The 19,729-nt window shown below is 64.2% G+C and carries 26 protein-coding genes and 1 riboswitch; of the genes, 13 read left to right on the top strand and 13 right to left on the bottom strand.

Annotated elements, in window-relative coordinates:
• Positions 1–85 precede the first annotated feature (85 nt).
• Positions 86–174, top strand: a riboswitch (glycine riboswitch).
• A gap of 143 nt (positions 175–317) precedes the next feature.
• From gcvT to gcvP, 3 genes are all read left to right on the top strand, one after another.
• Positions 318–1,466 carry a glycine cleavage system aminomethyltransferase GcvT gene (gene gcvT, locus IVB48_RS13865; protein ID WP_247400407.1) on the top strand — a complete coding sequence of 383 codons (1,149 nt, stop codon included), beginning with the start codon at positions 318–320 and terminating at the stop codon, positions 1,464–1,466.
• Positions 1,467–1,477: 11 nt separating this feature from the next.
• The gene (gcvH, locus tag IVB48_RS13870; protein WP_247400409.1) at positions 1,478–1,846 is read left to right on the top strand and encodes a glycine cleavage system protein GcvH; all 369 of its coding nucleotides are present in this window, start codon (positions 1,478–1,480) and stop codon (positions 1,844–1,846) included.
• 180 nt (positions 1,847–2,026) lie between these two features.
• Entirely contained in the window at positions 2,027–4,891 is a 2,865-nt protein-coding gene (gene gcvP / locus IVB48_RS13875) for an aminomethyl-transferring glycine dehydrogenase (RefSeq protein WP_247400543.1), read from the top strand.
• A gap of 175 nt (positions 4,892–5,066) precedes the next feature.
• Here gcvP and IVB48_RS13880 read toward each other — a convergent pair whose 3' ends face one another.
• From IVB48_RS13880 to recA, 3 genes are all read right to left on the bottom strand, one after another.
• Positions 5,067–6,062 (bottom strand): hypothetical protein, encoded by a 996-nt coding sequence (locus IVB48_RS13880; RefSeq protein WP_247400410.1) that lies wholly within the window; start codon positions 6,060–6,062, stop codon positions 5,067–5,069.
• A 10-nt stretch (positions 6,063–6,072) separates the two neighbouring features.
• Positions 6,073–7,050, bottom strand: coding sequence for a hypothetical protein (locus IVB48_RS13885; RefSeq protein WP_247400411.1), 978 nt, complete (start codon positions 7,048–7,050; stop codon positions 6,073–6,075).
• A 98-nt stretch (positions 7,051–7,148) separates the two neighbouring features.
• Positions 7,149–8,237: a recombinase RecA gene (recA, locus tag IVB48_RS13890; RefSeq protein WP_027567639.1), complete on the bottom strand. Its 1,089-nt coding sequence runs from the start codon at positions 8,235–8,237 to the stop codon at positions 7,149–7,151.
• 252 nt (positions 8,238–8,489) lie between these two features.
• On the opposite strand from recA, the gene IVB48_RS13895 reads away from it, so the two are divergent.
• Positions 8,490–8,657, top strand: coding sequence for a hypothetical protein (locus IVB48_RS13895; RefSeq protein ID WP_247400412.1), 168 nt, complete (start codon positions 8,490–8,492; stop codon positions 8,655–8,657).
• A 696-nt stretch (positions 8,658–9,353) separates the two neighbouring features.
• Here IVB48_RS13895 and IVB48_RS13900 read toward each other — a convergent pair.
• A complete protein-coding gene (locus IVB48_RS13900) occupies positions 9,354–9,635 on the bottom strand; it encodes a DUF2798 domain-containing protein (RefSeq protein ID WP_027567638.1) in 282 nt (93 codons plus the stop codon).
• A 297-nt stretch (positions 9,636–9,932) separates the two neighbouring features.
• Between IVB48_RS13900 and IVB48_RS13905 the strand changes: the two genes are divergently transcribed.
• Positions 9,933–10,121, top strand: a complete 189-nt coding sequence (locus tag IVB48_RS13905) for a hypothetical protein (protein ID WP_027567637.1) — start codon at positions 9,933–9,935, stop codon at positions 10,119–10,121.
• A gap of 203 nt (positions 10,122–10,324) precedes the next feature.
• Complete coding sequence (locus IVB48_RS13910; RefSeq protein ID WP_247287309.1) at positions 10,325–10,558, top strand: hypothetical protein; 234 nt, start codon at positions 10,325–10,327, stop codon at positions 10,556–10,558.
• A 9-nt stretch (positions 10,559–10,567) separates the two neighbouring features.
• Here IVB48_RS13910 and IVB48_RS13915 read toward each other — a convergent pair whose 3' ends face one another.
• Both IVB48_RS13915 and IVB48_RS13920 read right to left on the bottom strand, forming a co-directional pair.
• Positions 10,568–10,822: a hypothetical protein gene (locus IVB48_RS13915; RefSeq protein ID WP_027567636.1), complete on the bottom strand. Its 255-nt coding sequence runs from the start codon at positions 10,820–10,822 to the stop codon at positions 10,568–10,570.
• Positions 10,823–10,924: 102 nt separating this feature from the next.
• Positions 10,925–11,236 carry a hypothetical protein gene (locus IVB48_RS13920; RefSeq protein ID WP_027567635.1) on the bottom strand — a complete coding sequence of 104 codons (312 nt, stop codon included), beginning with the start codon at positions 11,234–11,236 and terminating at the stop codon, positions 10,925–10,927.
• 360 nt (positions 11,237–11,596) lie between these two features.
• Between IVB48_RS13920 and IVB48_RS13925 the strand changes: the two genes are divergently transcribed.
• Positions 11,597–12,061: a PaaI family thioesterase gene (locus IVB48_RS13925; RefSeq protein ID WP_247400413.1), complete on the top strand. Its 465-nt coding sequence runs from the start codon at positions 11,597–11,599 to the stop codon at positions 12,059–12,061.
• 106 nt (positions 12,062–12,167) lie between these two features.
• Here IVB48_RS13925 and IVB48_RS13930 read toward each other — a convergent pair whose 3' ends face one another.
• On the bottom strand, positions 12,168–12,461 hold the full coding sequence (locus tag IVB48_RS13930) for an HdeA/HdeB family chaperone (protein WP_247400414.1): 294 nt from the start codon (positions 12,459–12,461) through the stop codon (positions 12,168–12,170).
• 180 nt (positions 12,462–12,641) lie between these two features.
• On the opposite strand from IVB48_RS13930, the gene IVB48_RS13935 reads away from it, so the two are divergent.
• On the top strand, positions 12,642–12,884 hold the full coding sequence (locus IVB48_RS13935) for a PilZ domain-containing protein (protein ID WP_247400415.1): 243 nt from the start codon (positions 12,642–12,644) through the stop codon (positions 12,882–12,884).
• 252 nt (positions 12,885–13,136) lie between these two features.
• On the opposite strand, the gene IVB48_RS13940 is transcribed toward IVB48_RS13935, so the two are convergent.
• Positions 13,137–13,370, bottom strand: a complete 234-nt coding sequence (locus tag IVB48_RS13940) for a hypothetical protein (protein ID WP_247400416.1) — start codon at positions 13,368–13,370, stop codon at positions 13,137–13,139.
• Between the two features lie 183 nt (positions 13,371–13,553).
• On the opposite strand from IVB48_RS13940, the gene IVB48_RS13945 reads away from it, so the two are divergent.
• Both IVB48_RS13945 and IVB48_RS13950 read left to right on the top strand, forming a co-directional pair.
• The gene (locus IVB48_RS13945) at positions 13,554–13,958 is read left to right on the top strand and encodes a hypothetical protein (protein WP_247400417.1); all 405 of its coding nucleotides are present in this window, start codon (positions 13,554–13,556) and stop codon (positions 13,956–13,958) included.
• 109 nt (positions 13,959–14,067) lie between these two features.
• Positions 14,068–14,397, top strand: coding sequence for a hypothetical protein (locus tag IVB48_RS13950; RefSeq protein ID WP_035961409.1), 330 nt, complete (start codon positions 14,068–14,070; stop codon positions 14,395–14,397).
• Positions 14,398–14,454: 57 nt separating this feature from the next.
• Here IVB48_RS13950 and IVB48_RS13955 read toward each other — a convergent pair whose 3' ends face one another.
• Both IVB48_RS13955 and IVB48_RS13960 read right to left on the bottom strand, forming a co-directional pair.
• Positions 14,455–14,922 (bottom strand): DUF6691 family protein, encoded by a 468-nt coding sequence (locus IVB48_RS13955; RefSeq protein WP_247400418.1) that lies wholly within the window; start codon positions 14,920–14,922, stop codon positions 14,455–14,457.
• A 5-nt stretch (positions 14,923–14,927) separates the two neighbouring features.
• Positions 14,928–15,356 (bottom strand): YeeE/YedE family protein, encoded by a 429-nt coding sequence (locus IVB48_RS13960; protein WP_247400545.1) that lies wholly within the window; start codon positions 15,354–15,356, stop codon positions 14,928–14,930.
• A 159-nt stretch (positions 15,357–15,515) separates the two neighbouring features.
• Here IVB48_RS13960 and IVB48_RS13965 point away from each other — a divergent pair, with 159 nt between their 5' ends.
• Positions 15,516–16,679, top strand: coding sequence for a GNAT family N-acetyltransferase (locus tag IVB48_RS13965; protein WP_247400419.1), 1,164 nt, complete (start codon positions 15,516–15,518; stop codon positions 16,677–16,679).
• A gap of 8 nt (positions 16,680–16,687) precedes the next feature.
• Here IVB48_RS13965 and IVB48_RS13970 read toward each other — a convergent pair whose 3' ends face one another.
• The gene (locus IVB48_RS13970; RefSeq protein WP_247400420.1) at positions 16,688–17,353 is read right to left on the bottom strand and encodes a DsbA family oxidoreductase; all 666 of its coding nucleotides are present in this window, start codon (positions 17,351–17,353) and stop codon (positions 16,688–16,690) included.
• Positions 17,354–17,420: 67 nt separating this feature from the next.
• Complete coding sequence (locus tag IVB48_RS13975; RefSeq protein ID WP_027567624.1) at positions 17,421–18,242, bottom strand: helix-turn-helix transcriptional regulator; 822 nt, start codon at positions 18,240–18,242, stop codon at positions 17,421–17,423.
• 101 nt (positions 18,243–18,343) lie between these two features.
• Here IVB48_RS13975 and IVB48_RS13980 point away from each other — a divergent pair, with 101 nt between their 5' ends.
• Together IVB48_RS13980 and IVB48_RS13985 are read left to right on the top strand one after the other, a co-directional pair.
• Entirely contained in the window at positions 18,344–18,574 is a 231-nt protein-coding gene (locus IVB48_RS13980; RefSeq protein WP_026233166.1) for a hypothetical protein, read from the top strand.
• A 38-nt stretch (positions 18,575–18,612) separates the two neighbouring features.
• On the top strand, positions 18,613–19,011 hold the full coding sequence (locus tag IVB48_RS13985) for a hypothetical protein (RefSeq protein ID WP_247287317.1): 399 nt from the start codon (positions 18,613–18,615) through the stop codon (positions 19,009–19,011).
• Between the two features lie 143 nt (positions 19,012–19,154).
• Here the strand turns inward: IVB48_RS13985 and IVB48_RS13990 are convergent, their stop codons facing one another.
• Positions 19,155–19,715, bottom strand: a complete 561-nt coding sequence (locus IVB48_RS13990) for an SET domain-containing protein (protein WP_027567622.1) — start codon at positions 19,713–19,715, stop codon at positions 19,155–19,157.
• Positions 19,716–19,729: the final 14 nt, after the last annotated feature.

A 19,729-nucleotide genomic window follows, 5' to 3' on the forward strand; every position in this document is an offset into this window, starting at 1 on the left:
GCCGCAGTCGCGTAATCCGTTGGAAAGCCGCCGATGCCGCGTTGACAGGCTTGGCCGGCCTGTGGTCTTTACCCGTCTGTATCGTACGGCCACGTCGGGAGAGACCGGCACTGGTGCCGGCGCCGAAGGAGCAACCGCCCCGGAAACTCTCAGGCAAAAGGACCGCGTGGCTTTGACAGCATCTGGAAAGAGGCGCCGACGGGTTTAGGTCCGGACAGCGTCCGCCGACGGGATAATACTCTCAGGCACAGCGACAGATGGGGCTTCGACTGGTGTCCACGGGAAATCGTTCCCGGGGAACCGCCGAGGGCCCCCCGATGCTTGCGCGTGACGACAAAGACTCCCTGAAACGTACCCCCCTTTACGATCTTCATGTCTCGCTCGGCGGCAAGATGGTGCCGTTCGCGGGCTATGACATGCCGGTGCAATATCCGGCCGGAGTCCTGAAGGAGCACCTTCACACCCGCAACGCAGCCGGCCTGTTCGACGTCTCCCACATGGGCCAGATCGCGCTCCGGCCGAAATCGGGCAAGGTCGAGGACGCCGCCCGCGCGCTGGAACGGCTGGTGCCGCAGGATATCATGGCGATCGCGCCTGGCCGGCAGCGCTACGCCCAGTTCACCAATGCCGAGGGCGGAATTCTGGACGATCTGATGGTTGCCAATTTCGGCGATCACCTCTTCCTGGTCGTCAACGCCGCCTGCAAGGCCGAGGACGAGGCGCATCTGCGCGCGAATCTCTCGGACGACTGCGTCATCGAGCAGCTGGCTGACCGCGCGCTGATCGCGCTGCAGGGGCCGAAGGGGGAATCGGCGCTGGCGAAATTATGTGCAGAGGCGCCCGCCATGAAATTCATGGATTCCGGCCCGCACAAGGTCGCCGGCCTCGACTGCTTCGTCTCGCGCTCCGGCTATACCGGCGAGGACGGCTTCGAGATTTCGGTTCCTGCCGGCGATGCCGAACGGCTCGCCAAGGCCCTGCTGGACAATCCGGACGTCATGCCGATCGGGCTCGGCGCCCGTGACAGCCTGCGGCTCGAAGGCGGGCTTTGTCTTTACGGCCACGACATCGACACCGCGACCACGCCGGTCGAGGCCGCACTGGAATGGTCGGTGCAGAAGAGCCGCCGCACCGGCGGCGCGCGTGCCGGTGGCTTCCCCGGCGCGGAAAAGATTCTCGCTCATTTCGATCACGGCGCATCCCGCCGCCGCGTCGGCCTGCGCACCGAGGGCCGCGCGCCGGTGCGCGAGGGCGCGCTGCTGTTTGCGGATGCGACCTCCGCCGAGCCGATCGGAAAGGTCACCTCGGGCGGTTTCGGCCCGAGCCTGAATGCGCCGGTCGCGATGGGCTATGTGCCCACGGCATCGAGCGCGATCGACACAAAACTCTTCGCCGAAGTGCGCGGCCAACGCCTGGCCGTGCAAATCGCCGCCATGCCCTTCGTGAAAAACACCTACAAACGCTGAGGACCGAGAAAATGACCACGACGCTGTACACCTCCGACCACGAATGGCTCGCGATCGACGGCGACGTCGCCACCGTCGGCATCACCGACTACGCGCAATCGCAGCTCGGCGACGTCGTGTTCGTCGAATTGCCCAAGCTCGGCCGCACGCTGAAGAAGGCCGAACCCGCCGCCGTCGTGGAATCCGTGAAGGCCGCATCGGACGTCTACGCGCCTGTAACCGGCGAAGTGCTCGAGACCAACACTGCGCTCGCCGCCGAGCCCGCGCTGGTGAACTCGGATGCGCAAGGCGCGGCCTGGTTCTTCAAGATCAAGATTGCCGACAAAAGCGAGCTCGGCGGTCTGATGGACGAAGCGGCGTACAAGGCCCACACGGCGTGAGATGATGCGAACTCCGACCTCATATTCGGTGTCATCGTCCGCCTTGTGCGCACTGCGCACTGGGGCGGACGATCCAGTACGCCGCGGCCCATCGGCCCCAGCCGAAGCGGCTGCGTTTACTGGATGCCCCGCCTTCGCGGGGCATGACGGCGACAGCGATATCTAAAGCGAGGACCCATGATGACCGCGCACCGCAAATCCAATGGCGATACCACCAGCTTCGTTCGCCGCCACATCGGCCCCTCCGCGCGCGACGTCACCGCGATGCTCGAGGCCGTCGGCGCGAACAGCGTCGATACGCTGATGGCGCAGACGCTGCCGGCCTCGATCCGGCAGACCGCCCCACTCGATCTCGGCAAGCCCTTGAGCGAGACCGAAGCGATCGCGCATGTGGCCGAACTCGCCGCCCAGAACCAGGTCTTCACCTCGCTGATCGGCCAAGGCTATTCCGGCACGATCCTGCCCGCGGTGATCCAGCGCAACATTATGGAGAACCCGGCCTGGTACACGGCGTACACGCCCTACCAGCCCGAAATCAGCCAGGGCCGGCTCGAGGCGCTGCTCAACTTCCAGACCATGATCTGCGACCTCACCGGGCTCGACGTCGCCAACGCCTCGCTGCTCGACGAGGCCACCGCTGCCGCCGAAGCGATGGCGCTCGCGGAGCGGCACTCACGGGTCGAAGCAAAGGCCTTCTTCGTCGACAAGGACGTGCATCCGCAGACGCTCGCGGTGATGCGCACCCGCGCGGAGCCCCTGGGCTGGACCCTGGTCGTCGGCGATCCCCTCACCGATCTCGACAAGACGGACGTGCTTGGCGCGCTGCTGCAATATCCGGGCAGTTCAGGCGCTGTGCGCGACCTCAGGCCCGCGATCGCCAGCCTGAAGGCCAAGGGCGCGCTCGCGATCATCGCCGCCGATCTGCTGGCGCTGACACTGCTCGCCTCGCCCGGCGAGCTCGGCGCGGACATCGCCATCGGCTCGGCGCAACGTTTTGGCGTGCCGATGGGCTATGGCGGACCGCACGCGGCCTATATGGCGGTGCGCGATGCGCTCAAGCGCTCGCTGCCCGGCCGCATCGTCGGCCTCTCCGTGGATTCGCGCGGAATGCCGGCCTATCGCCTCGCGCTGCAGACCCGCGAGCAGCACATCCGTCGCGAGAAGGCGACCTCCAACATCTGCACCGCGCAGGTGCTGCTCGCCGTGATCGCCTCGATGTATGCGGTCTATCACGGCCCCGAAGGCCTTTCGCAGATCGCGCGCAACGTGCATCGCCGCGCCGCCGTGCTGGCGGCCGGCCTGCGCAAGCTCGGCTTTACGCTTCAGTCCGACAATTTCTTCGACACGCTCAGCGTGGATGCAGGTGGCAAACGCGCCGAGATCGTCGCGCGCGCCGCTGCCGACAAGATCAACCTTGGCGTCGGCGAAACCGCATTGCGGATCGCGCTCGACGAGACCACCACGCCCGCGACGGTCGAAGCGGTCTGGCGCGCCTTCGGCGGCCAGCTTGCCTATGCCGAGATTGACGCCACCACGCGCGAGGCGCTGCCGGAGACGCTCAAGCGCGCGACCTCTTTCCTCACCCACCCCGTCTTCCACGCGCATCGCTCGGAAACCGAGATGCTGCGCTACATGCGCAAGCTCAGCGATCGCGACCTCGCGCTCGACCGCGCGATGATCCCGCTCGGCTCGTGCACCATGAAGCTGAACGCGACCACCGAGATGATGCCGCTGACCTGGCCCGAGTTCGGCTCGCTGCATCCGTTCGCCCCGCGCGAGCAGGCACGCGGCTATCACGCGCTGTTCGCGCGCCTGGAGAAGTGGCTGTGCGACATCACCGGCTATGACGCGATCTCGCTGCAGCCGAACTCGGGCGCGCAAGGCGAATATGCCGGGCTTCTGGCCATCCGCGGCTATCACGCGGCGCGTGGCGAGACGCATCGCAAGATCTGCCTGATCCCCTCCTCCGCCCACGGCACCAACCCGGCTTCGGCCGCGATGGTTGGCATGGACGTGGTGGTGGTCGCCTGCGAAAAGAACGGCGATGTCGACGTCAACGATCTCCGCGCCAAGGCGGAAAAGCATTCAAACGACCTCGCCGCTGTCATGATCACCTATCCCTCGACCCATGGCGTGTTCGAGGAGCACATTCGCGAGATCTGCGACATCGTGCATGGCCATGGCGGCCAGGTTTATCTCGACGGCGCCAACCTCAACGCGCAGGTCGGCTTGTCCCGGCCCGGCGACTACGGCGCCGATGTCAGCCATCTCAATCTGCACAAGACCTTCTGCATTCCGCATGGCGGCGGCGGCCCGGGCATGGGCCCGATCGGCGTCAAGGCGCACCTTAAGCCGTTCCTGCCCGGTCATCCCGCGACGGATGGGAAAGCGCCCGTGGGGCCGGTCTCGGCCGCGCCGTTCGGCTCGGCTTCGATCCTCACCATCTCCTACATCTACATCCTGATGATGGGCGGCGAAGGCCTCAAGCGCGCCACCGAGATCGCGATCCTCAACGCCAACTACGTCGCAGCAAGGCTCGATGCGCACTTCCCGGTTCTCTACAAGAACGAAAAGGGCCGCGTCGCGCACGAGTGTATCGTCGATCCCCGCGCGCTGAAGACGACCTCAGGCGTCACCGTCGACGACATCGCCAAGCGCCTGATCGACTACGGCTTCCATGCGCCGACCATGAGCTTTCCGGTGCCGGGCACGCTGATGATCGAGCCGACCGAGTCGGAATCCAAGGCGGAGCTGGATCGCTTCTGCGATGCCATGATCGCGATCCGGAAGGAAATCGCCGAGGTCGAAGCCGGCCGCTTCAAGATCGAGGCGTCGCCGCTGCGTCATGCCCCACACACCGTGCATGACATCGCGGACGACGATTGGAAGCGCGCCTACACCCGCGCCGAGGGCTGCTTCCCCGCAGGCACCTCGCGCACCGACAAATACTGGAGCCCGGTGGGGCGCGTCGACAACGTCTATGGCGACCGCAATCTGGTGTGCTCGTGCCCGCCGGTGAGCGATTACGCGGAGGCGGCGGAGTAAGACGCGACGGAGGTTTCGTAGGGTGGGTTAGCTGGCGGCGGCGCGAAGGCGCAGACCGCCGGCGTAACCCACCGCTTTAGCTTCCGCGGCGACGAACAGTGGTGGGTTACGCCGTGCGAACTGCGCTGCGCGCAGTCGCAGGGCTAACCCACCCCCTACGGCACTGAACGCGCATCTAGGGCGCAACCAACGATCGGCTTTCGCGATCCCACCGCCACAGCCGTTCATTGGTCAGCTCAGTCCCACCCCACCATCGGTGGATCGGGTTATGACGGAGGAAATCGTCTTCTCCTGCCAGCACCGCCTTCCCAAAATCGGTGAGCGACAAACGGGACTGCTTGTATCGCGCGTGACGGAGAGGATCGTTGTGCATGTCGAGCGTAAACGGCCCCTCGTCGAGCCCCGATATCGCCGGCTCCGGACATCGCACGAGGCCATCGAGCAGCGCTCCGACTTCCCAGTAGTCGAAAACGCGCCGCTCATTGCGTTTCTGCTCACCCGGGAAAACGTCAAAGGGATGCACGTCGCCCGGTGCGATCAACTCCAGCATTCGCGTTTCAGTCGCTCCAAGACCGATGGCGACACTCGGAAGCTCGTCGAGGAGGTCCGCCACACACTGACCGAGTTGCGGCAGCAGGCCTAAATCCGCCTTGAGGAGATCAAACCAGTCCTGCGGCGTCGGCGCGCGATAGGCGCGCCACGCACGGCCGGTCAGATCAAGGTGATCTTTCGTGGGCTTGACGGTCGGCGGGTTGAGCGCTGCAAGTCGCTCGGCATCGGCGCCGCCAACGGAGATGTCCAGCTGACGCATGACGAGCTTGGGAACCGCCGATTTCTCGCGCCAGCAGTAGTCGAGCAACCGGAGCAGAATCAATTGCGCATTCGGCTCTGACTCCATCCACAATTCGACGGAGTCGCATTCAGCGAACAATTCGATCAATCCGCGATCCTTCGCACCCGATCCTTCGAGACGCCAGCGCGGCGTATCATCCAGCCAATGAAGGCCATGTGGCTGCTTGGTGCGTGGCGCAAAAAACGCATCGAGCTCGACATCGGACGGCAACGGTCCCCAGACCAGCCGGCGCTCGATCGCAATCACGAGATCAGCAAGGCCGGCGCGTTGGATCGCGCCGGCGGTGGACGAGTCCGTTGTCACAATGAGCCGCATCATGCCGGTGGCCTCAAGGCTTCGTCAAAGAAGGGCCGTAGCGCCACAGCCGATCGTTGGTCAGCCGCGTGCCGCCCCACCAGCGATCGATTGGATTGTGGCGGCTGAAATCTTCCCTGCCCGCCAGCACCGACCTCCCAAACTCCGTTATCGACAATCTGCTCCGCAGATAAGCCTCATCACGGTCCCTCAGATTCTCTCGGCGGATATTCCGCAGTTCATCGTCGAGTCCGGCAATCGCGGGTCTCGGACCTAGCGCAAGTCCGTGCAGCAACCACCCCAGCTCAAACTCGCTAAAAACACGCGTACGGCGAAGACTACGCAGATGGAACAATGCATTCGTCCGTTCGTAACCCCGTGCAATGAGTTCGAGGAATCGCATTTCCGTCGCGCCGAGCCCCGTTGACGGAAGCTCCGCCAGCAAGTCGATCAAGGCCGGCTTCAGCATCGGCAGGGCACTCAGATCGTTGTCAACGAGGCCGACACAGGCCTCGGGCGTCGGCGCGGCGTAGGCCAGCCAAGCCTTCCTTGCCGTTGCGAGTTCATCCGAGGTGATGTCGACAGCCGGAATGTAGGACAGCGACTTACTAATGTTCGCCGCCTCCTGTGAGATGAGATCGAAGGCAATCAGTCGGAGCTTTGACTTGGCCACGGTCTCTGGGTGGGAGCGGAGATATTCGAGCAGCCAGATCAGCTGGAGCTGATCATTTGGGGTCCGATCGAACCACAATTCGACCAGGTCGTAGGATTGGCAGAACTCGACCAGCGAAAGATGTCTGCGGTCTTCGGCAGCCGACGGCCGGCGTCCAACGAAGTCCGACCAGTGCGTCCCCGGACCCGCTCCCCCCGAGCGGGCGGGGACATAGACTGCAAGTTCGTCAAGAGGCGGAGGCCCATCGACAAAGCGGAACGTGAAGGGGATGACGATTTCGGCAAGGCCCGAGCGCATGAGGTCGAAGCCGGACGAACTCGTCAGAAACGCACGCTTCATCGCCTAAATACTCCAGGCAAAACGAAACGGGCACTGACGACGTCGGCAACTCAACGTCCTCAGCGCCCGCTCCTCGCGAAAAACTTTACTGTTGAAGCTTACTCGTCCGCCGGCTCCTCGCCGTCGGCGTCACGCTCGGGGCTCCCGGCGAGAATCTGCTCGGCGATCAGGCCGGAGTTCTGGCGGATCGAGGTTTCGATCTTGGCGGTGATGTCGGGGTTGGCCTTCAGGAATGCTTTCGAATTCTCGCGGCCCTGGCCAAGACGCTGGCTGTCATAGGAGAACCAGGCGCCGGACTTTTCGACGATGCCGGCCTTGACGCCGAGATCGAGGATCTCGCCCATCTTGGAGACGCCCTCGCCGTACATGATGTCGAACTCGACCTGCTTGAAGGGCGGGGCCAGCTTGTTCTTCACGACCTTGACGCGGGTGGTGTTGCCGACAACCTCGTCGCGCTCCTTGATCGCGCCGATGCGGCGGATGTCGAGACGGATGGAGGCGTAGAATTTCAGCGCGTTGCCGCCGGTGGTGGTCTCCGGCGAGCCGTACATCACACCGATCTTCATGCGGATCTGGTTGATGAAGATCACCATGGTATTGGACTTGTTGATGGACGCCGTCAGCTTGCGCAGCGCCTGGCTCATCAGACGGGCCTGCAGGCCCGGCAGCGCGTCGCCCATCTCGCCCTCGAGCTCGGCTTTCGGCACCAGGGCCGCGACCGAATCGATCACCAGCACGTCGACCGCGCCGGAGCGCACCAGCGTGTCGCAGATTTCCAGCGCCTGCTCGCCGGTGTCCGGCTGGGAGATCAGGAGCTCGTCGATGTTGACGCCCAGCTTGCGCGCATAGACCGGGTCGAGCGCGTGCTCGGCGTCGATGAAGGCGCAGATGCCGCCCTTCTTCTGCCCTTCCGCAACCGTGTGCAGCGCCAGCGTGGTCTTGCCCGAGGATTCCGGCCCGTAGATCTCCACGACGCGCCCCTTCGGCAGGCCGCCGATCCCGAGCGCGATATCGAGCCCCAACGAGCCCGACGAGATCGCCTCGACATCCATCGAACGGTCGTTCTTGCCCAGCTTCATCACCGAGCCCTTGCCGAACTGCCGCTCGATCTGGGAGAGCGCGGCGGCGAGAGCTTTACTCTTGTCCATGGAGGATCCTTCGACGATACGCAGGGCAGTGGTGGACATCGGGTCGTGCTCCTTATGACGAGGATTCGCGTGAGGGACAAACGATTGGCGAGGCGGCGCGGCGATAAAAGCAATGTGCCCTATTTGTTCTAGGTTCGCAATATGTTCTTTTGGGAATTTGCACGCTCTGGCTGACGCGCATCAAAAACGGATGACCCGCACGCCGCCAGAATTCGGTAATCCTGCGGCACCGAACCTTTCGCGGTCTGCGGCCTTCTCTTGGATGAGACTGCAACTCTGGGACTTCCAATCATGACGGAAAATACGCATCACGATACGAGCCGGCGCACTCCACTGCTGGAGGCGGCGCGAGAGGAGCTGAGCAAGTTCGAGCGCAAGGAAAACGAGTTCGGCAAGAAGGATCGCGAAGAGCGTGCCGCCGAACTCCATCTGCCGCTGGACGCGATCGAGGTTCACTAAGGCCGCGGGGACGAGGGCTTAGGAGCTGACAGGCCGGCTGGCTGGGCAGGCGGCGGCGGTGTTCGCCAGCGGCAACGCGCCAGCGACGAGGCCGGAGCGGCGCCATTGATCTCAAAAAGATCGGCACGGGAATCGGGATTCGGATGGTCGTGGAGGCGCGTCCGAGTCGATATGGTATCCAATTACTACCAGCAAGCCATTGATTTAGTGGCGGAATTTTCCGGCGGGCTACTGTGCATGGGGTTGTTTTCGTGTTTTTGAAAGGCGCGCATGGGCCTTTCCACCCCCAGAGCCGTCTCCCGGCACCCAACACCGCCTATAGCAGAACCAGCAACCCGATGCCGATCACCAGCACGACGAAGCCAGCCGCCGTCGCGGCGGCGAATGACCGCTCTACGTTGTCCATGATGCCACCCCGTTGCCGGTGCGCCACGTTTCCCCCATGGCAGCACCGTCGCTGCGAAATCTCGCCTGCGGTTGTGTCCTGAGTTGTGCGAACGGATGTCGAAATTGGGACCGGTGCGGGGCCAGTCTGCGGCCCGCCGCGCTCAGGCTTTCGCTGCCACCGCAGCCTTGTCAGGCTGTCGTAAGCTGAGCCGGCTAGGTTCGCCTGGCTATGGTGTTGCAGCCCAGCACCTCAGCCTCCAATAACCTTTCCCCGCTTGGTTCTTCCAAGCGGGGTTTTTCATTCCGATTTCATTCCGATTTTGATGCCGATTTCCATGCCGGCCGGCCGGTTTGCGAACCGCCCTCCTCCTGCGTCAGCCGCAGCGAGAAGGCGCGGATCGCCGGCGCCGCGAGCAGCACGATCGGCAGCATCGCCGCCCATGCGATCAGCCACGACACCATCCAGTGCGCGAGGAAGTCCAGTGCGTTCCCTGCCGGAAAGCTGGCGATGCCCGCGGCGATCAGCGAGGTCAGTCCGGACTGGATGATTCCGAACACGAAATGAGAATAGCGGCGGGGAATGCCCGGCATGACGCGCCCATGTTGTTGACCGTCATCGGGCCAAGCAAGGCATATGCCGCCGCGTTCCGGAAGGTGCCCTTACCCATCCCAGGAACTCTGTTCTTGGTCGGAGAACCACGGGCATGAGGTCTCGCGCCGCCGCGCGTGGCCGGCGTCTTTCGACATCCGATTTCGAATGTTTCGGCGCGCCTGCGTTTGCAAGATAGCCGTGAGCTATCCGGGGCTTACCGACAGATTTGGCTTTCCCTGGAATATTATGCCGCCCAGCATGTTCTCAGTGATGGAAGTGAATCGTGGGAGAAGGCCATGAATCACAGGGGCGTCGAGTTCACCGTCGCCAAGACGGCACTTCCCGGCATCTGGCAGTGGCAGTTCCGGATCGGCGAGCAGATCAAGACCGGCCGAACCGAGACCAAGATCGATCTGTTGGCGATCCGGCGGGTGCAGCTGCGCATCGATCGGGAGCTGAAGGCGATCGGGCGCAAAACCGCCTGAGCGGCAGGCCTAAACGGCAGGACCGAGATCGGCGGCGGGCTGGCGCGCCCCGGCGCGCCGCAGCCGTCATGGCCTATAGGACACAGCGGCGCCCATGGGGCTATTCCGTAGCCGACCGGAATTGATCTGCCGACGGTTTGGGATTGGACTGCTCGCGATTATGGCCGTGGGGACGGAGCCATCAGGCGCGATCGGTGCGAACCATGCCGCTCTACTTCTTTCGAATCCGGAACGGCAGCTATTCCGGCTGTGCCGACCAGGCGTCGGAATTTGCCGATCGCGATCTGGCCTGGAAGGAGATGACCAGCGTCTGCGCCGACATGGCTGCCGGCATCGCCCGCAAGCTCCAGGAAAATTCCGAATGGAATATGGAGCTGCTGGACGAGGCCAAGGAGCCCGTGTTCCGGATCCGCATCACATCGGAAACCTTCAAATAGGGGCCAAGCCTAATCCGCGCTGGGCAGCCGCCGCATCGTGAATTCGATGTCGCCGCCGGGCAGCTCGCGCCAAGTCTCGACCGCGCTCATATAGCCGGCCTTGGGGTAGCGGGTGAAGAAAGCCTGCGCCCTCTCCCGTGCCGCCGCGCGTGGCAGCGTGAAGGTTTCGCGCAGATAGCCGTCGCCGGCCCTCGCGCCGGGCTTGCCGCCCATCTTGCGCCGGCGCGCCATCCGCTCGGCGAGATCTCGCGGACGATCGGCCATATCCCGCCTCCTTTACGATACGCTCTCGCGCAATGTAGGAAGCGGGCCGGCCGAAATGGAGTCCCGGCCGGAGGCATCAGCCGCCTCCGATCGGACAGAAGCTCAATTGGCAGTCGTGCCGGACTTCTTCTTCGGCGCACCGGTCGCGGCCGACGCCTTTGGCGCCGCCGCCTGCTTCGGCGGATCGGAGCGCATGCCGCCCCAGGGATCGTTGGAGGCCTTGGAATCCGGAATCTTCTTCAGCGTTTCCTTGTAGGCCTTGTCACGCTCGGCTTCCGCGGCCTTCTCCTCAGGGGTCTTGCCCGGACCGTCCTGCAGCAAATTGAGATTGGGCATTTGCGCAGAGGCCGGTCCCGCCAGCACGGTCGGTCCCGCCAGAACAGCCAGCACCGCGGCCATACGGAAAAGCTTCATCATCGACTCCTTGATCATCCATGGCGGCGCGGGTCGCCCGCGCCTTGTCACCCCTGGCACAACCGCAGGGGCTGCTCGGCCCGCTAGAGCCGGTCCGATTTGCACGATTTCGGCGCGTGGAGCCAGTCGTCCCAGATCGGGCCGCACTTGGTGCACCCGTTCAGCAACAGTCCGAGCCCGGCCAGACAAAACACGAGGACATACCGACGCAACATCACCCACCCATACCCACTCCGTGGCATCATACCGGGCGAAGTCAGGCATTTTCAAGCCGACGGGACCCGCGGCAGTCCGGGTGACTTTGCCGCGCCGGTCCGCTCGGAATGCCGAACATCCGGCAACACGGAGGAAACGACAGCAATGCCATCGCAGCCAGAAGCCGAGTTCGGCATCACTGAAGCCAGACGCATCCTCGGCGAGGTCTTTGCGCCCTGGGTCCAGGATCTCAACCTGTCGGTCGAGCGCATCGAGCACCTGCCGCTGCCGGACGTGCCGGACTGGCAGCCGGCAGCGCTCCTGCGCATGCCTTTCTCGGAGCGCCTGTGCCGCAACGGCGGCGTGGTCTGCGGCCAGGCGCTGATGGCACTCGCCGATACCGCCATGGTGATTGCGAACCTCGCCGCCAACCGCGGTTATCGTCCGATGACGACGGTCGACCAGACCACGCATTTCATGCGCGCAGTCTCCTCGTCGGACGTGCTGGCCGACGCCCGCGTGGTGCGACTCGGCCGCACCATGAGCTTTGGCCGGGTCACGCTGCTCTCGGCCACTGACAACAAGCCGGTGGCGATGGTGTCGAGCGCGTTCGCGATGCTGCCGGGGTGAGCATCAAAGAAGAAAGCCGCGTGAGCGCACAGCGCACCGCGGCTCTCGATAGCGTCATGTCGAGGCAGGAAACGCGATCGCGCGTCATGCCGTCACGCGGGAGAAGTCACTTGCCGAGCACTTCGTCAGCCGCCGTGACGATGCTGACGTTCGGATTCTTTCCGCAATAGCTGCCGAACTGCTTGGCGTTCTCGACGAACACGTCGGTGTCGATGATCGCGTTCTCTTCATCTCCCTTGTACCAGCCGTCCATCCAGGTCAGCACCATCTTGATGGTGTCGTCGCCGCTCTCCAGGAACTGTTTGCAGCTCATGGTCGCGAGATCGAGCTTGGCGGCGTGGGCGGGCATGGACGACAGCGAGAGCGCTGCGGCGAACAGAAGCGAAAGCGTGGTCTTCATCAATATCTCCATCGGCGCGTAGCGCCACAAAGAAACGGCTTGGGGGAAAATCCGCGGAGTGACTTCCGCTTCGACGTCGTAAACGAAATCTGAAGCGCTGCGCAAGTAGCGCCAGTATTGAGTTTAGTTCAACGTAATTTCTATGCACTACTTCACAAATAACATTATGGATTAACGCGGATGATCGAGAAGCGTGCAGCGCAGCGTTACCGTGTTTTCAAGGGTGGAACGATCGCCTTTGAAAATTGCGGCATCACGTGCACGGTGCGAAACATGTCGGCGAACGGCGCCGCAATCGACCTCGATACCCTCGTCGCAGTGCCGCAATCGTTCACGCTCGCGATCGCGCGCGACAATTTCGTGCGCAAATGCCGCCCCGTCTGGCGCAGCGAGAGGCGCATCGGCCTCGCTTTCGTACAGTAGTGCATACCGTGTGAATGATCATTCGCATCACATCCACAACACGATGATCATTGCTTGATGCGACGGCGACGGCTCGCGCAGATTCACATGGGTTGCCGGTGTCGCGGGCGAGCACGACGACGAAACCTCGCCTGGCCAGCAGGCTCGCTATGGGCCAGCCGTTTGCCGCCCGATGCTTGGCTGCGGTGACGATGCGAGGAGCGTGATGGGAGCGGCCAAATAGCAGGAGCGGGTCGCCAGCGCCCGCCTCACCTATTTCGGCTTCTTGGCAGGTTCAGGCGGGCGCGCCCCGCTCCACGGATCGTACTTCTCCTTGGACTCGGGAATGCGCTCGAGTGCGGCCTTGTAGGCCTTCTCGTCGACCTTAGGCTTGTTGTCCGCCTTCTGGCCGCCCTCGTTAGGCTGACGCCTGCCGCCGCCCATCTGCGCCTGCGCGGAGGCAACCGCCAGCGCCAGCACCGCGGCCGCTATGATCAAAATCCTCATGGACGCAATCCCCCTCGTCTGGGGCACAAACTAGCCGGCAATTATGGAATAGCCAATGCTGCGGGCTCCAAGGGCCTGAGGAAATCTTGGCTTCGGGAAATGCTGGCTTCAGCAAATCTTGATCGGCCGGGTCTTCGTCGGATCGCATTCGTGCCTATTTTGGCCCGCAGGGGACCTTCACGGATGTTGCGGATCATTATTCATGCCGCGCTGCTGGCCAGCGCGCTCGCGCTCGGGGCCTGCGGCTTTGCGGACAGCCGCGCACCGGTGCCCGAGTTCATGCGCATGAAGGAGGCCGAGCAGCTTCCGCCCGAAGCGCCCCCTGACGTCAAGCGCGTCGTGCGCGAGCAGATCGAATTCGTCTTCCTCAGCACGTCCTATCCGCGTGAGGTGCATGTCGCCACGCCTCATCGTGAGGTGCGGGGACCGGGCTGGACAGCTTGCGTCCGCGCCCAGCTCACCTCGGCGACCGGCTCGCCGCTCGGCCCACAGACCTACATCGTGACCATATCGGGCGGAAAGGTAATCGATCGCCGCCGCGCCGAAGCGGACGACATCTGCGGATCGGAAAGCTACGAACCGACCTAGGAACAAATCACGCCGACAAGCGATCCGGTTCCGGGAAAAACCTGTAGTTCTGCCGGAACGATCGCCGCCTCCCCTTCTTGTTACCGCCGAGGGCAGTTTCGAGGAGGACATGATGAGGACATTCACGATTGCGTTGCTCGCTGGCGTCGGAGCCTTGGCAGCGGTGAGCGGCGCGAAGGCCGCCGACGTCTACACGACCAGCGAATACACCAGCCCCGATCTCGTCCAGGAAGTGCGGCTGGTCTGCGACGATTCGGGCAATTGCTATCGCACCCGCGGCGGCTCGCGCGTGATCGTGCGCGACTCCTACGCGACCATGCCGCGCGACCGTTACTACGAGCGCCGCACCTATCGTGACTGGGACGATGGTCCGCGCGGAGGCGTCGGCATCCGCGCGCCCGGCGTCAGTGTTGGCGTCGGTGTCGGCGATCGCTGGTAGTCGATGAAGCCATGACAGGCAGGACCGGACGAGACAACTCGCCCGGTCCTGCCCATGTCAGGTTTCGAGCGGATCTGCCGGCGTGACGACACGCGTTGCCGACGGAAGCTGCGCGATGAAGCGGGCGAGCACCATGCCAGCACACATCGCGGCGACGAAAATGAATGCGGACGCCGAGCCAAATCCGAGCGCGGTCAACGCCGGGCCTGGACAAAAGCCTACAAGGCCCCAGCCGATACCGAAGATGGCGGGACCGGCGATAATTCTCGGATCGATATCTTTTCGCGTTGGGACATAGAAGCGATCGGCGAAGGCAGGCCGCGCCAGTTTCAAGACGCGGCCGAAGCCGATGAAGGTCACCGCGATCGCACCGGCCATCACGAAAGCGAGGCTTGCATCCCACGTTCCTGCCGGGATGCCGCCAACGTCCAGGAAATTCAGGACCTTTGCCGGGTTCGACATACCTGAGACGATGAGGCCAAGGCCAAAGACCACACCGATCCCGAATTGAATGAGGATTGTCATCGCGGTCAGCTCCAGTGCCGCATCACGAAGACGGTCGCCATGCCGGCCGCCATGAAGGTCATGGTCGCGACCAGCGATCGCACCGACAACCGCGACAAGCCACAGACGCCGTGGCCGGAGGTGCAACCGCTACCCCACACCGCGCCAAAACCGGTGAGCAGTCCCGCGACAATCAGAAGCGGCGTTCCGGCGGCGATCGTTTGCGCCGGCAGGCTTCCGGTGACAAGGCGCACCAGGACGGGCGCGATGACGAGGCCCGCGACGAAGGCGAGCCGGCCGGCGAATTGCCGATCCTCGTAAGGCGGAAACAGCCGCGCCGCGATTCCGCTGACTCCCGCGATTCGCCCCGTCGTCCACATCAGCAGCACGGCGGACAGGCCGATCAACGCGCCGCCAAAGAGCGACGCAATCGGCGTAAAAGGTGTGACGACCATGATGATCCTCCGGGTCGAGAGCAATTCTGTCGTATCCATCGGAACATCCGGCGGATGCTCAACGAGACGTTAATATTACCACTCGAATTGAAGCGGCGTCCCAACGGTATTTTCCAATCTTTGCGCTAAGCATGGCCTCCTGAACGGGGACGACGGGACGTGGTCGACATCGCGCACCAGGCTGCGATCAATCCGGCATCGGCAAAGCCTGCCGCGGCGGCGCGCGCGCGCGTCCCGCTTGCGGCGATCGAAGCCGGCCAGTGGCGCGCACTCGCGCAGCGCGCGATCGAGCCTAACGGATATTACCTGCCGGGCTGGGAGCTCGCTGTCAGTGCAACCGCGCGCGGCCGCACCGATGCCTCGGCGCTTCCCGCATACGATGGATCGCGGTTGGTCGGGCTTATGCCGGTGATCTCGCTCTGGCGGGCATGGAAGATCCCCCTGCCCGCGCTGGTGAGCGCCCATCCCTACGGCACGCTGTGCAGCCCGCTGATCGACCGCGATGCCCCGACCGAGGCAGCGACGCGCCTGTTGCAGCAGGCCCGCGCGACCGGAGCGCATGCGCTCGTGCTGAACGATGTCGCGCTCGATGGGGCGGCAATGACCGCCCTCAATCAGGTTCTGAATCGCGACGGCCTGAAGCCGCGCCTCCTGAGCTCCTACATCCGCGCCAGCCTGGACGCGACGCTGGACGGTGAGACGCTGCTACGCGACGCGCTCGGCACCAAAAAGCTCAAGGAGCTGCGCCGCCAGCGGCATCGTCTCGAAGACCACGGCGCCGTCGTGTTCGATGTCGCGCACAGCCCCGACGAGATCGGACCGGCGCTCGAAACATTCCTGCAGCTCGAAGCCAGCGGCTGGAAGGGCAAGCGCGGAACCGCGCTGGTCCAGCATGCCGGCGATGCAACCTTCATTCGCCGCGCCGTTCCCGCGCTGGCAGAAACCGCGCAATGCGAGATCATCACCCTTCGCGCCGGCGCCACGCCGGTGGCCGCCGGCATCGTGCTGCGCCATCAGGATCGCGCCTTCTTCTTCAAGCTCGGTATCGACGAGCGCTTTGCCAGATATTCGCCGGGCGTGCAGCTCACGCTCGAGCTCACCCGCCGCCTTTGCGCCGATCCGGCCATCGCCAGCGCGGATTCCACGGCGAGCGCCGATCACCCCATGATCAACCCGATCTGGCGCGGGCGCTTCGCCGTCGGCGACGTGCTGATACCGTTGCGGCGGAACGATCCGATCGTGGCGCTCGTTCACGGAGCGCTCGCGGCGCACGGCATCGCCTACGCGGTGGCGCGCCGCGCAGTTCGCCTGCTTCGTAAATAGGATAACTCCTACTCCGCCGCCTGGGCGTTGATCTCCGCCGAGACCTCGCGGATGGCGCGCGCGAGCATGTTGGGATCCTGCGCGCCGGAGACGGCGTATTTTTGCGCGAACACGTAGGTCGGCACGCCGGAGATGCCCTTCTCGGCGGCTTCCTGCGCGTCCGCCGATACGCGCGCGACGTCCTCGTCGGTCACAAGGCGCTTGCGCACGTCGTCGGCATCGAGGCCGACATCGGCAGCCGCCTTTACAAGCACGTTCAAATCGGTGAGGTCGCCGCCGTCGCGGAAATACAGCTCCATCAGGCGCTGCTTCATCTCGGGCGCCTTGCCGATCGCCTCGGCCCAGAGGATCAGGCGGTGGCAGTCGGTGGTGTTGGGCTGACGCGCGACAAGCTCCGGCCGGTAGACGAGCCCCTCTTCGCCCGCTGCCGCAACGACGCGTCCCGCAATGCCCTTATAGGCCTCGACCGAGCCGAACTTCTTGGTGAGATACTCGTCCCGGCTGATGCCCTCGGACGGCACCCAGGGATTGAGGAAGAAGGGACGGAAATTGAGCTTGACCGGAACGTCGGGCACCAGCGCCAACGCGCTCTCGATCCGGTGCTTGCCGATATAGCACCAGGGGCACACCACGTCGGAAACGACGTCGATCTGGAGCGGCTTTAGGGTGCTCATGAGCGCCTCCTTCGGGCGTTGCGGGTTGTGCCCAAAGATAAGCCGAACCCGTTCCGAGGCAAGGCCGCTAGCTCATGGCTGCTGCCATTTGTCGGAGCCGCTCGGCGGTGCGCTCGTCGGCCGGGAAGAAGGTTTCCAAAGCCAGCTCCGACAGCGTGATGTCGACGGGCGTACCGAACACCATGGTGGTGGAGAAGAAGCTTAGTATCTCCCCGTCGTGGCGCAGCTTGAAGGGGATCGCGACATTGTCGCTCGACAGCGGCGCCGCGCGCGCCGGGATCCGATAACTCTTCAGGTCGTTGTACAGCTTGATCAGCTCGGGATCGGCCGTCGCCTCGCATTGCCGGTGCAACCGCTCCAGGAGATGCCCGCACCATTCCGCGAGATTGACCGTGCGCGGCGCCAGCGCCTCCGGATGGAAGGCGAGCCGCAGCACGTTGAACGGCTGGCCGAGCAGTCGCTGCGGAATGCCGGCGAGCAGCGGCGCCAGCATGCGGTTGGCGGAGACCAGATTCCAGTGCCGGTCATAAGCCAGCGCCGGATTGGGCTCGTGCGCCCTGAGGACGAGGTCGATCGCCTGGCGGGCTGATTTCAAGGCGGGATCCTCCAGCGGGCGCTGCGGAAAGGCCGGGGCGTAGCCGGCGGCGACCAGCAGCACGTTGCGTTCGCGCAATGGCACGTCGAGACGTTCGGCGAGTCTGAGCACCATGTCGCGCGAGGGTGCGGCGCGGCCGGTCTCGACGAAGCTCAAATGCCGCGCCGAGATTTCGGCCTCGCCGGCGAGATCGAGCTGGCTCATGCGGCGGCGCTGCCGCCATTCGCGCAAATGGTCGCCGATATGGATTGGTTGGCTGCGTTCGGCCTGCGCCGTGGATGCATGTGCGTTCATGGTCGAAAACCTAGCACGCAGATTTCGGCCCTTCCATTACGTCGGAGGTAATCGAATTGGTCCGCGGGCCGGCGCATCTTGGGTCGCAACAGGAGACGACCATGATCGCACTGCTGCTCTACCGGACCGTCACAGACCAGCTAGTTCCCTGGGCCATGGCGCTCGCAACCCGGATGCTGGCGCGCAGCCTCAACATGCCCGAGCCGCTGGTGCATTCGACTGGCGACTACGTCGTCGCGCAGGTCACGGCCTTCGAGCACAGCGTCGGCAGGAGCCTCTGCCCGTTCCGCCTCGCCCGCCTGCTTCGGGCCTGGTGGCGCGGATTGCACTGAGTTTCACCTCGAGCCCACCCCAACCATGGAGACCCACGATGATCGACGCATCCACCTTCCTTCGCCGCGCGCTCCTTGCCGACGCGATCTTCAGCGGCGTCGCCGCTCTCAGCTTCACGTTCGGCGCCAGCGCGTTCGCGTCGCTGTTCAACCTGCCTGAAGCGCTGCTGCGCGAGACCGGCCTGTTCCTGATCGCCTACACGGCACTCGTCGGCTGGCTCGCCTCACGCGCCTCCGTGGCAAAGCCGCTCGTGCTGCTGGTCGTCGTCGGCAACGCGGCCTGGACGGTCGGCAGCATTGCGCTGCTGCTCTCGGGCGCGGTGTCGCCGAACCTTGCCGGCGAGCTCATGGTCGTGGCACAGGCGATCGCGACCGGCGTGTTTGCCGAACTGCAATATGTGGGATTGCGCAGGAGCGGGAGTGTGCTGGCTGCCTGAGGCCACATCACTCGCTGTCGTCGCCCGGCTTGATCGGGCGACCCAGTATTCCAGAGGCAGTCGTCGCATACGGAAAGGCCGCGGCGTACTGGATGCCTCGCTTTCGCGGGGCAGGACAGTTGTGCGAGAAGCTCGAACTCAGGCTACGCCCGCGCGCGGCCGTTCGCCTTGCCAACAGCGACGCCGTTGAGCTTCTTCTTTTTGGCGGCCTTCGCACCCGCCTTCTGCGCTTTGCGCTCCGTGCGCGCCTTCACCTTGGCGCGCTCGGCCCGGGCCTCGGCGCGCAGCTTCTTGCGCTTCTTCTCGCAAGATTCGCACTTGCAGCCGATCGGCTTCAGGTAGGCTTTGAAATAATCGGTGCCGTAGTCGTAATTGATCTCGTCGCCCGGCTCGATGTTCTTGATGGCGCGGATGAAGACCTTGCGCTCGCGCGGCCGAACGTCGGATTCGGCGTTAGGCCGGCACGAATGGTTGATGTAGCGCGCGAGGTTCTTGCGCACCGAGCCGTCGATGGTCCAGCGGCCGTTGAGCTCGAACAGGTATTTGTTCTCGATGTCGTCGTGCTCGGGAATCCGGGAGTCCAGGATCGGTCCGTAATAACGGATGATCCGGGTGCCCTTCTTGATCGGCTTGGTGGCGAAGAGGCCGAGCCCGGTTTTCGAGCGGCCGACGCGATAAGGTTTGTTGGACGAGGTGGCTGGCATGATCACGAAAAACG

This window comes from Bradyrhizobium sp. 76 (assembly GCF_023073025.1).
Lineage (GTDB): Bacteria > Pseudomonadota > Alphaproteobacteria > Rhizobiales > Xanthobacteraceae > Bradyrhizobium.

Coding starts and splice junctions, on each gene's coding strand:
- gcvT (WP_247400407.1), top strand. CDS start 318: ATGCTTGCGCGTGACGACAAAGACTCCCTGAAACGTACCCCCCTTTAC.
- gcvH (WP_247400409.1), top strand. CDS start 1,478: ATGACCACGACGCTGTACACCTCCGACCACGAATGGCTCGCGATCGAC.
- gcvP (WP_247400543.1), top strand. CDS start 2,027: ATGACCGCGCACCGCAAATCCAATGGCGATACCACCAGCTTCGTTCGC.
- IVB48_RS13880 (WP_247400410.1), bottom strand. CDS start 6,062: ATGATGCGGCTCATTGTGACAACGGACTCGTCCACCGCCGGCGCGATC.
- IVB48_RS13885 (WP_247400411.1), bottom strand. CDS start 7,050: ATGAAGCGTGCGTTTCTGACGAGTTCGTCCGGCTTCGACCTCATGCGC.
- recA (WP_027567639.1), bottom strand. CDS start 8,237: ATGTCCACCACTGCCCTGCGTATCGTCGAAGGATCCTCCATGGACAAG.
- IVB48_RS13895 (WP_247400412.1), top strand. CDS start 8,490: ATGACGGAAAATACGCATCACGATACGAGCCGGCGCACTCCACTGCTG.
- IVB48_RS13900 (WP_027567638.1), bottom strand. CDS start 9,635: ATGCCGGGCATTCCCCGCCGCTATTCTCATTTCGTGTTCGGAATCATC.
- IVB48_RS13905 (WP_027567637.1), top strand. CDS start 9,933: ATGAATCACAGGGGCGTCGAGTTCACCGTCGCCAAGACGGCACTTCCC.
- IVB48_RS13910 (WP_247287309.1), top strand. CDS start 10,325: ATGCCGCTCTACTTCTTTCGAATCCGGAACGGCAGCTATTCCGGCTGT.
- IVB48_RS13915 (WP_027567636.1), bottom strand. CDS start 10,822: ATGGCCGATCGTCCGCGAGATCTCGCCGAGCGGATGGCGCGCCGGCGC.
- IVB48_RS13920 (WP_027567635.1), bottom strand. CDS start 11,236: ATGAAGCTTTTCCGTATGGCCGCGGTGCTGGCTGTTCTGGCGGGACCG.
- IVB48_RS13925 (WP_247400413.1), top strand. CDS start 11,597: ATGCCATCGCAGCCAGAAGCCGAGTTCGGCATCACTGAAGCCAGACGC.
- IVB48_RS13930 (WP_247400414.1), bottom strand. CDS start 12,461: ATGAAGACCACGCTTTCGCTTCTGTTCGCCGCAGCGCTCTCGCTGTCG.
- IVB48_RS13935 (WP_247400415.1), top strand. CDS start 12,642: ATGATCGAGAAGCGTGCAGCGCAGCGTTACCGTGTTTTCAAGGGTGGA.
- IVB48_RS13940 (WP_247400416.1), bottom strand. CDS start 13,370: ATGAGGATTTTGATCATAGCGGCCGCGGTGCTGGCGCTGGCGGTTGCC.
- IVB48_RS13945 (WP_247400417.1), top strand. CDS start 13,554: ATGTTGCGGATCATTATTCATGCCGCGCTGCTGGCCAGCGCGCTCGCG.
- IVB48_RS13950 (WP_035961409.1), top strand. CDS start 14,068: ATGATGAGGACATTCACGATTGCGTTGCTCGCTGGCGTCGGAGCCTTG.
- IVB48_RS13955 (WP_247400418.1), bottom strand. CDS start 14,922: ATGACAATCCTCATTCAATTCGGGATCGGTGTGGTCTTTGGCCTTGGC.
- IVB48_RS13960 (WP_247400545.1), bottom strand. CDS start 15,356: ATGGTCGTCACACCTTTTACGCCGATTGCGTCGCTCTTTGGCGGCGCG.
- IVB48_RS13970 (WP_247400420.1), bottom strand. CDS start 17,353: ATGAGCACCCTAAAGCCGCTCCAGATCGACGTCGTTTCCGACGTGGTG.
- IVB48_RS13975 (WP_027567624.1), bottom strand. CDS start 18,242: ATGAACGCACATGCATCCACGGCGCAGGCCGAACGCAGCCAACCAATC.
- IVB48_RS13980 (WP_026233166.1), top strand. CDS start 18,344: ATGATCGCACTGCTGCTCTACCGGACCGTCACAGACCAGCTAGTTCCC.
- IVB48_RS13985 (WP_247287317.1), top strand. CDS start 18,613: ATGATCGACGCATCCACCTTCCTTCGCCGCGCGCTCCTTGCCGACGCG.
- IVB48_RS13990 (WP_027567622.1), bottom strand. CDS start 19,715: ATGCCAGCCACCTCGTCCAACAAACCTTATCGCGTCGGCCGCTCGAAA.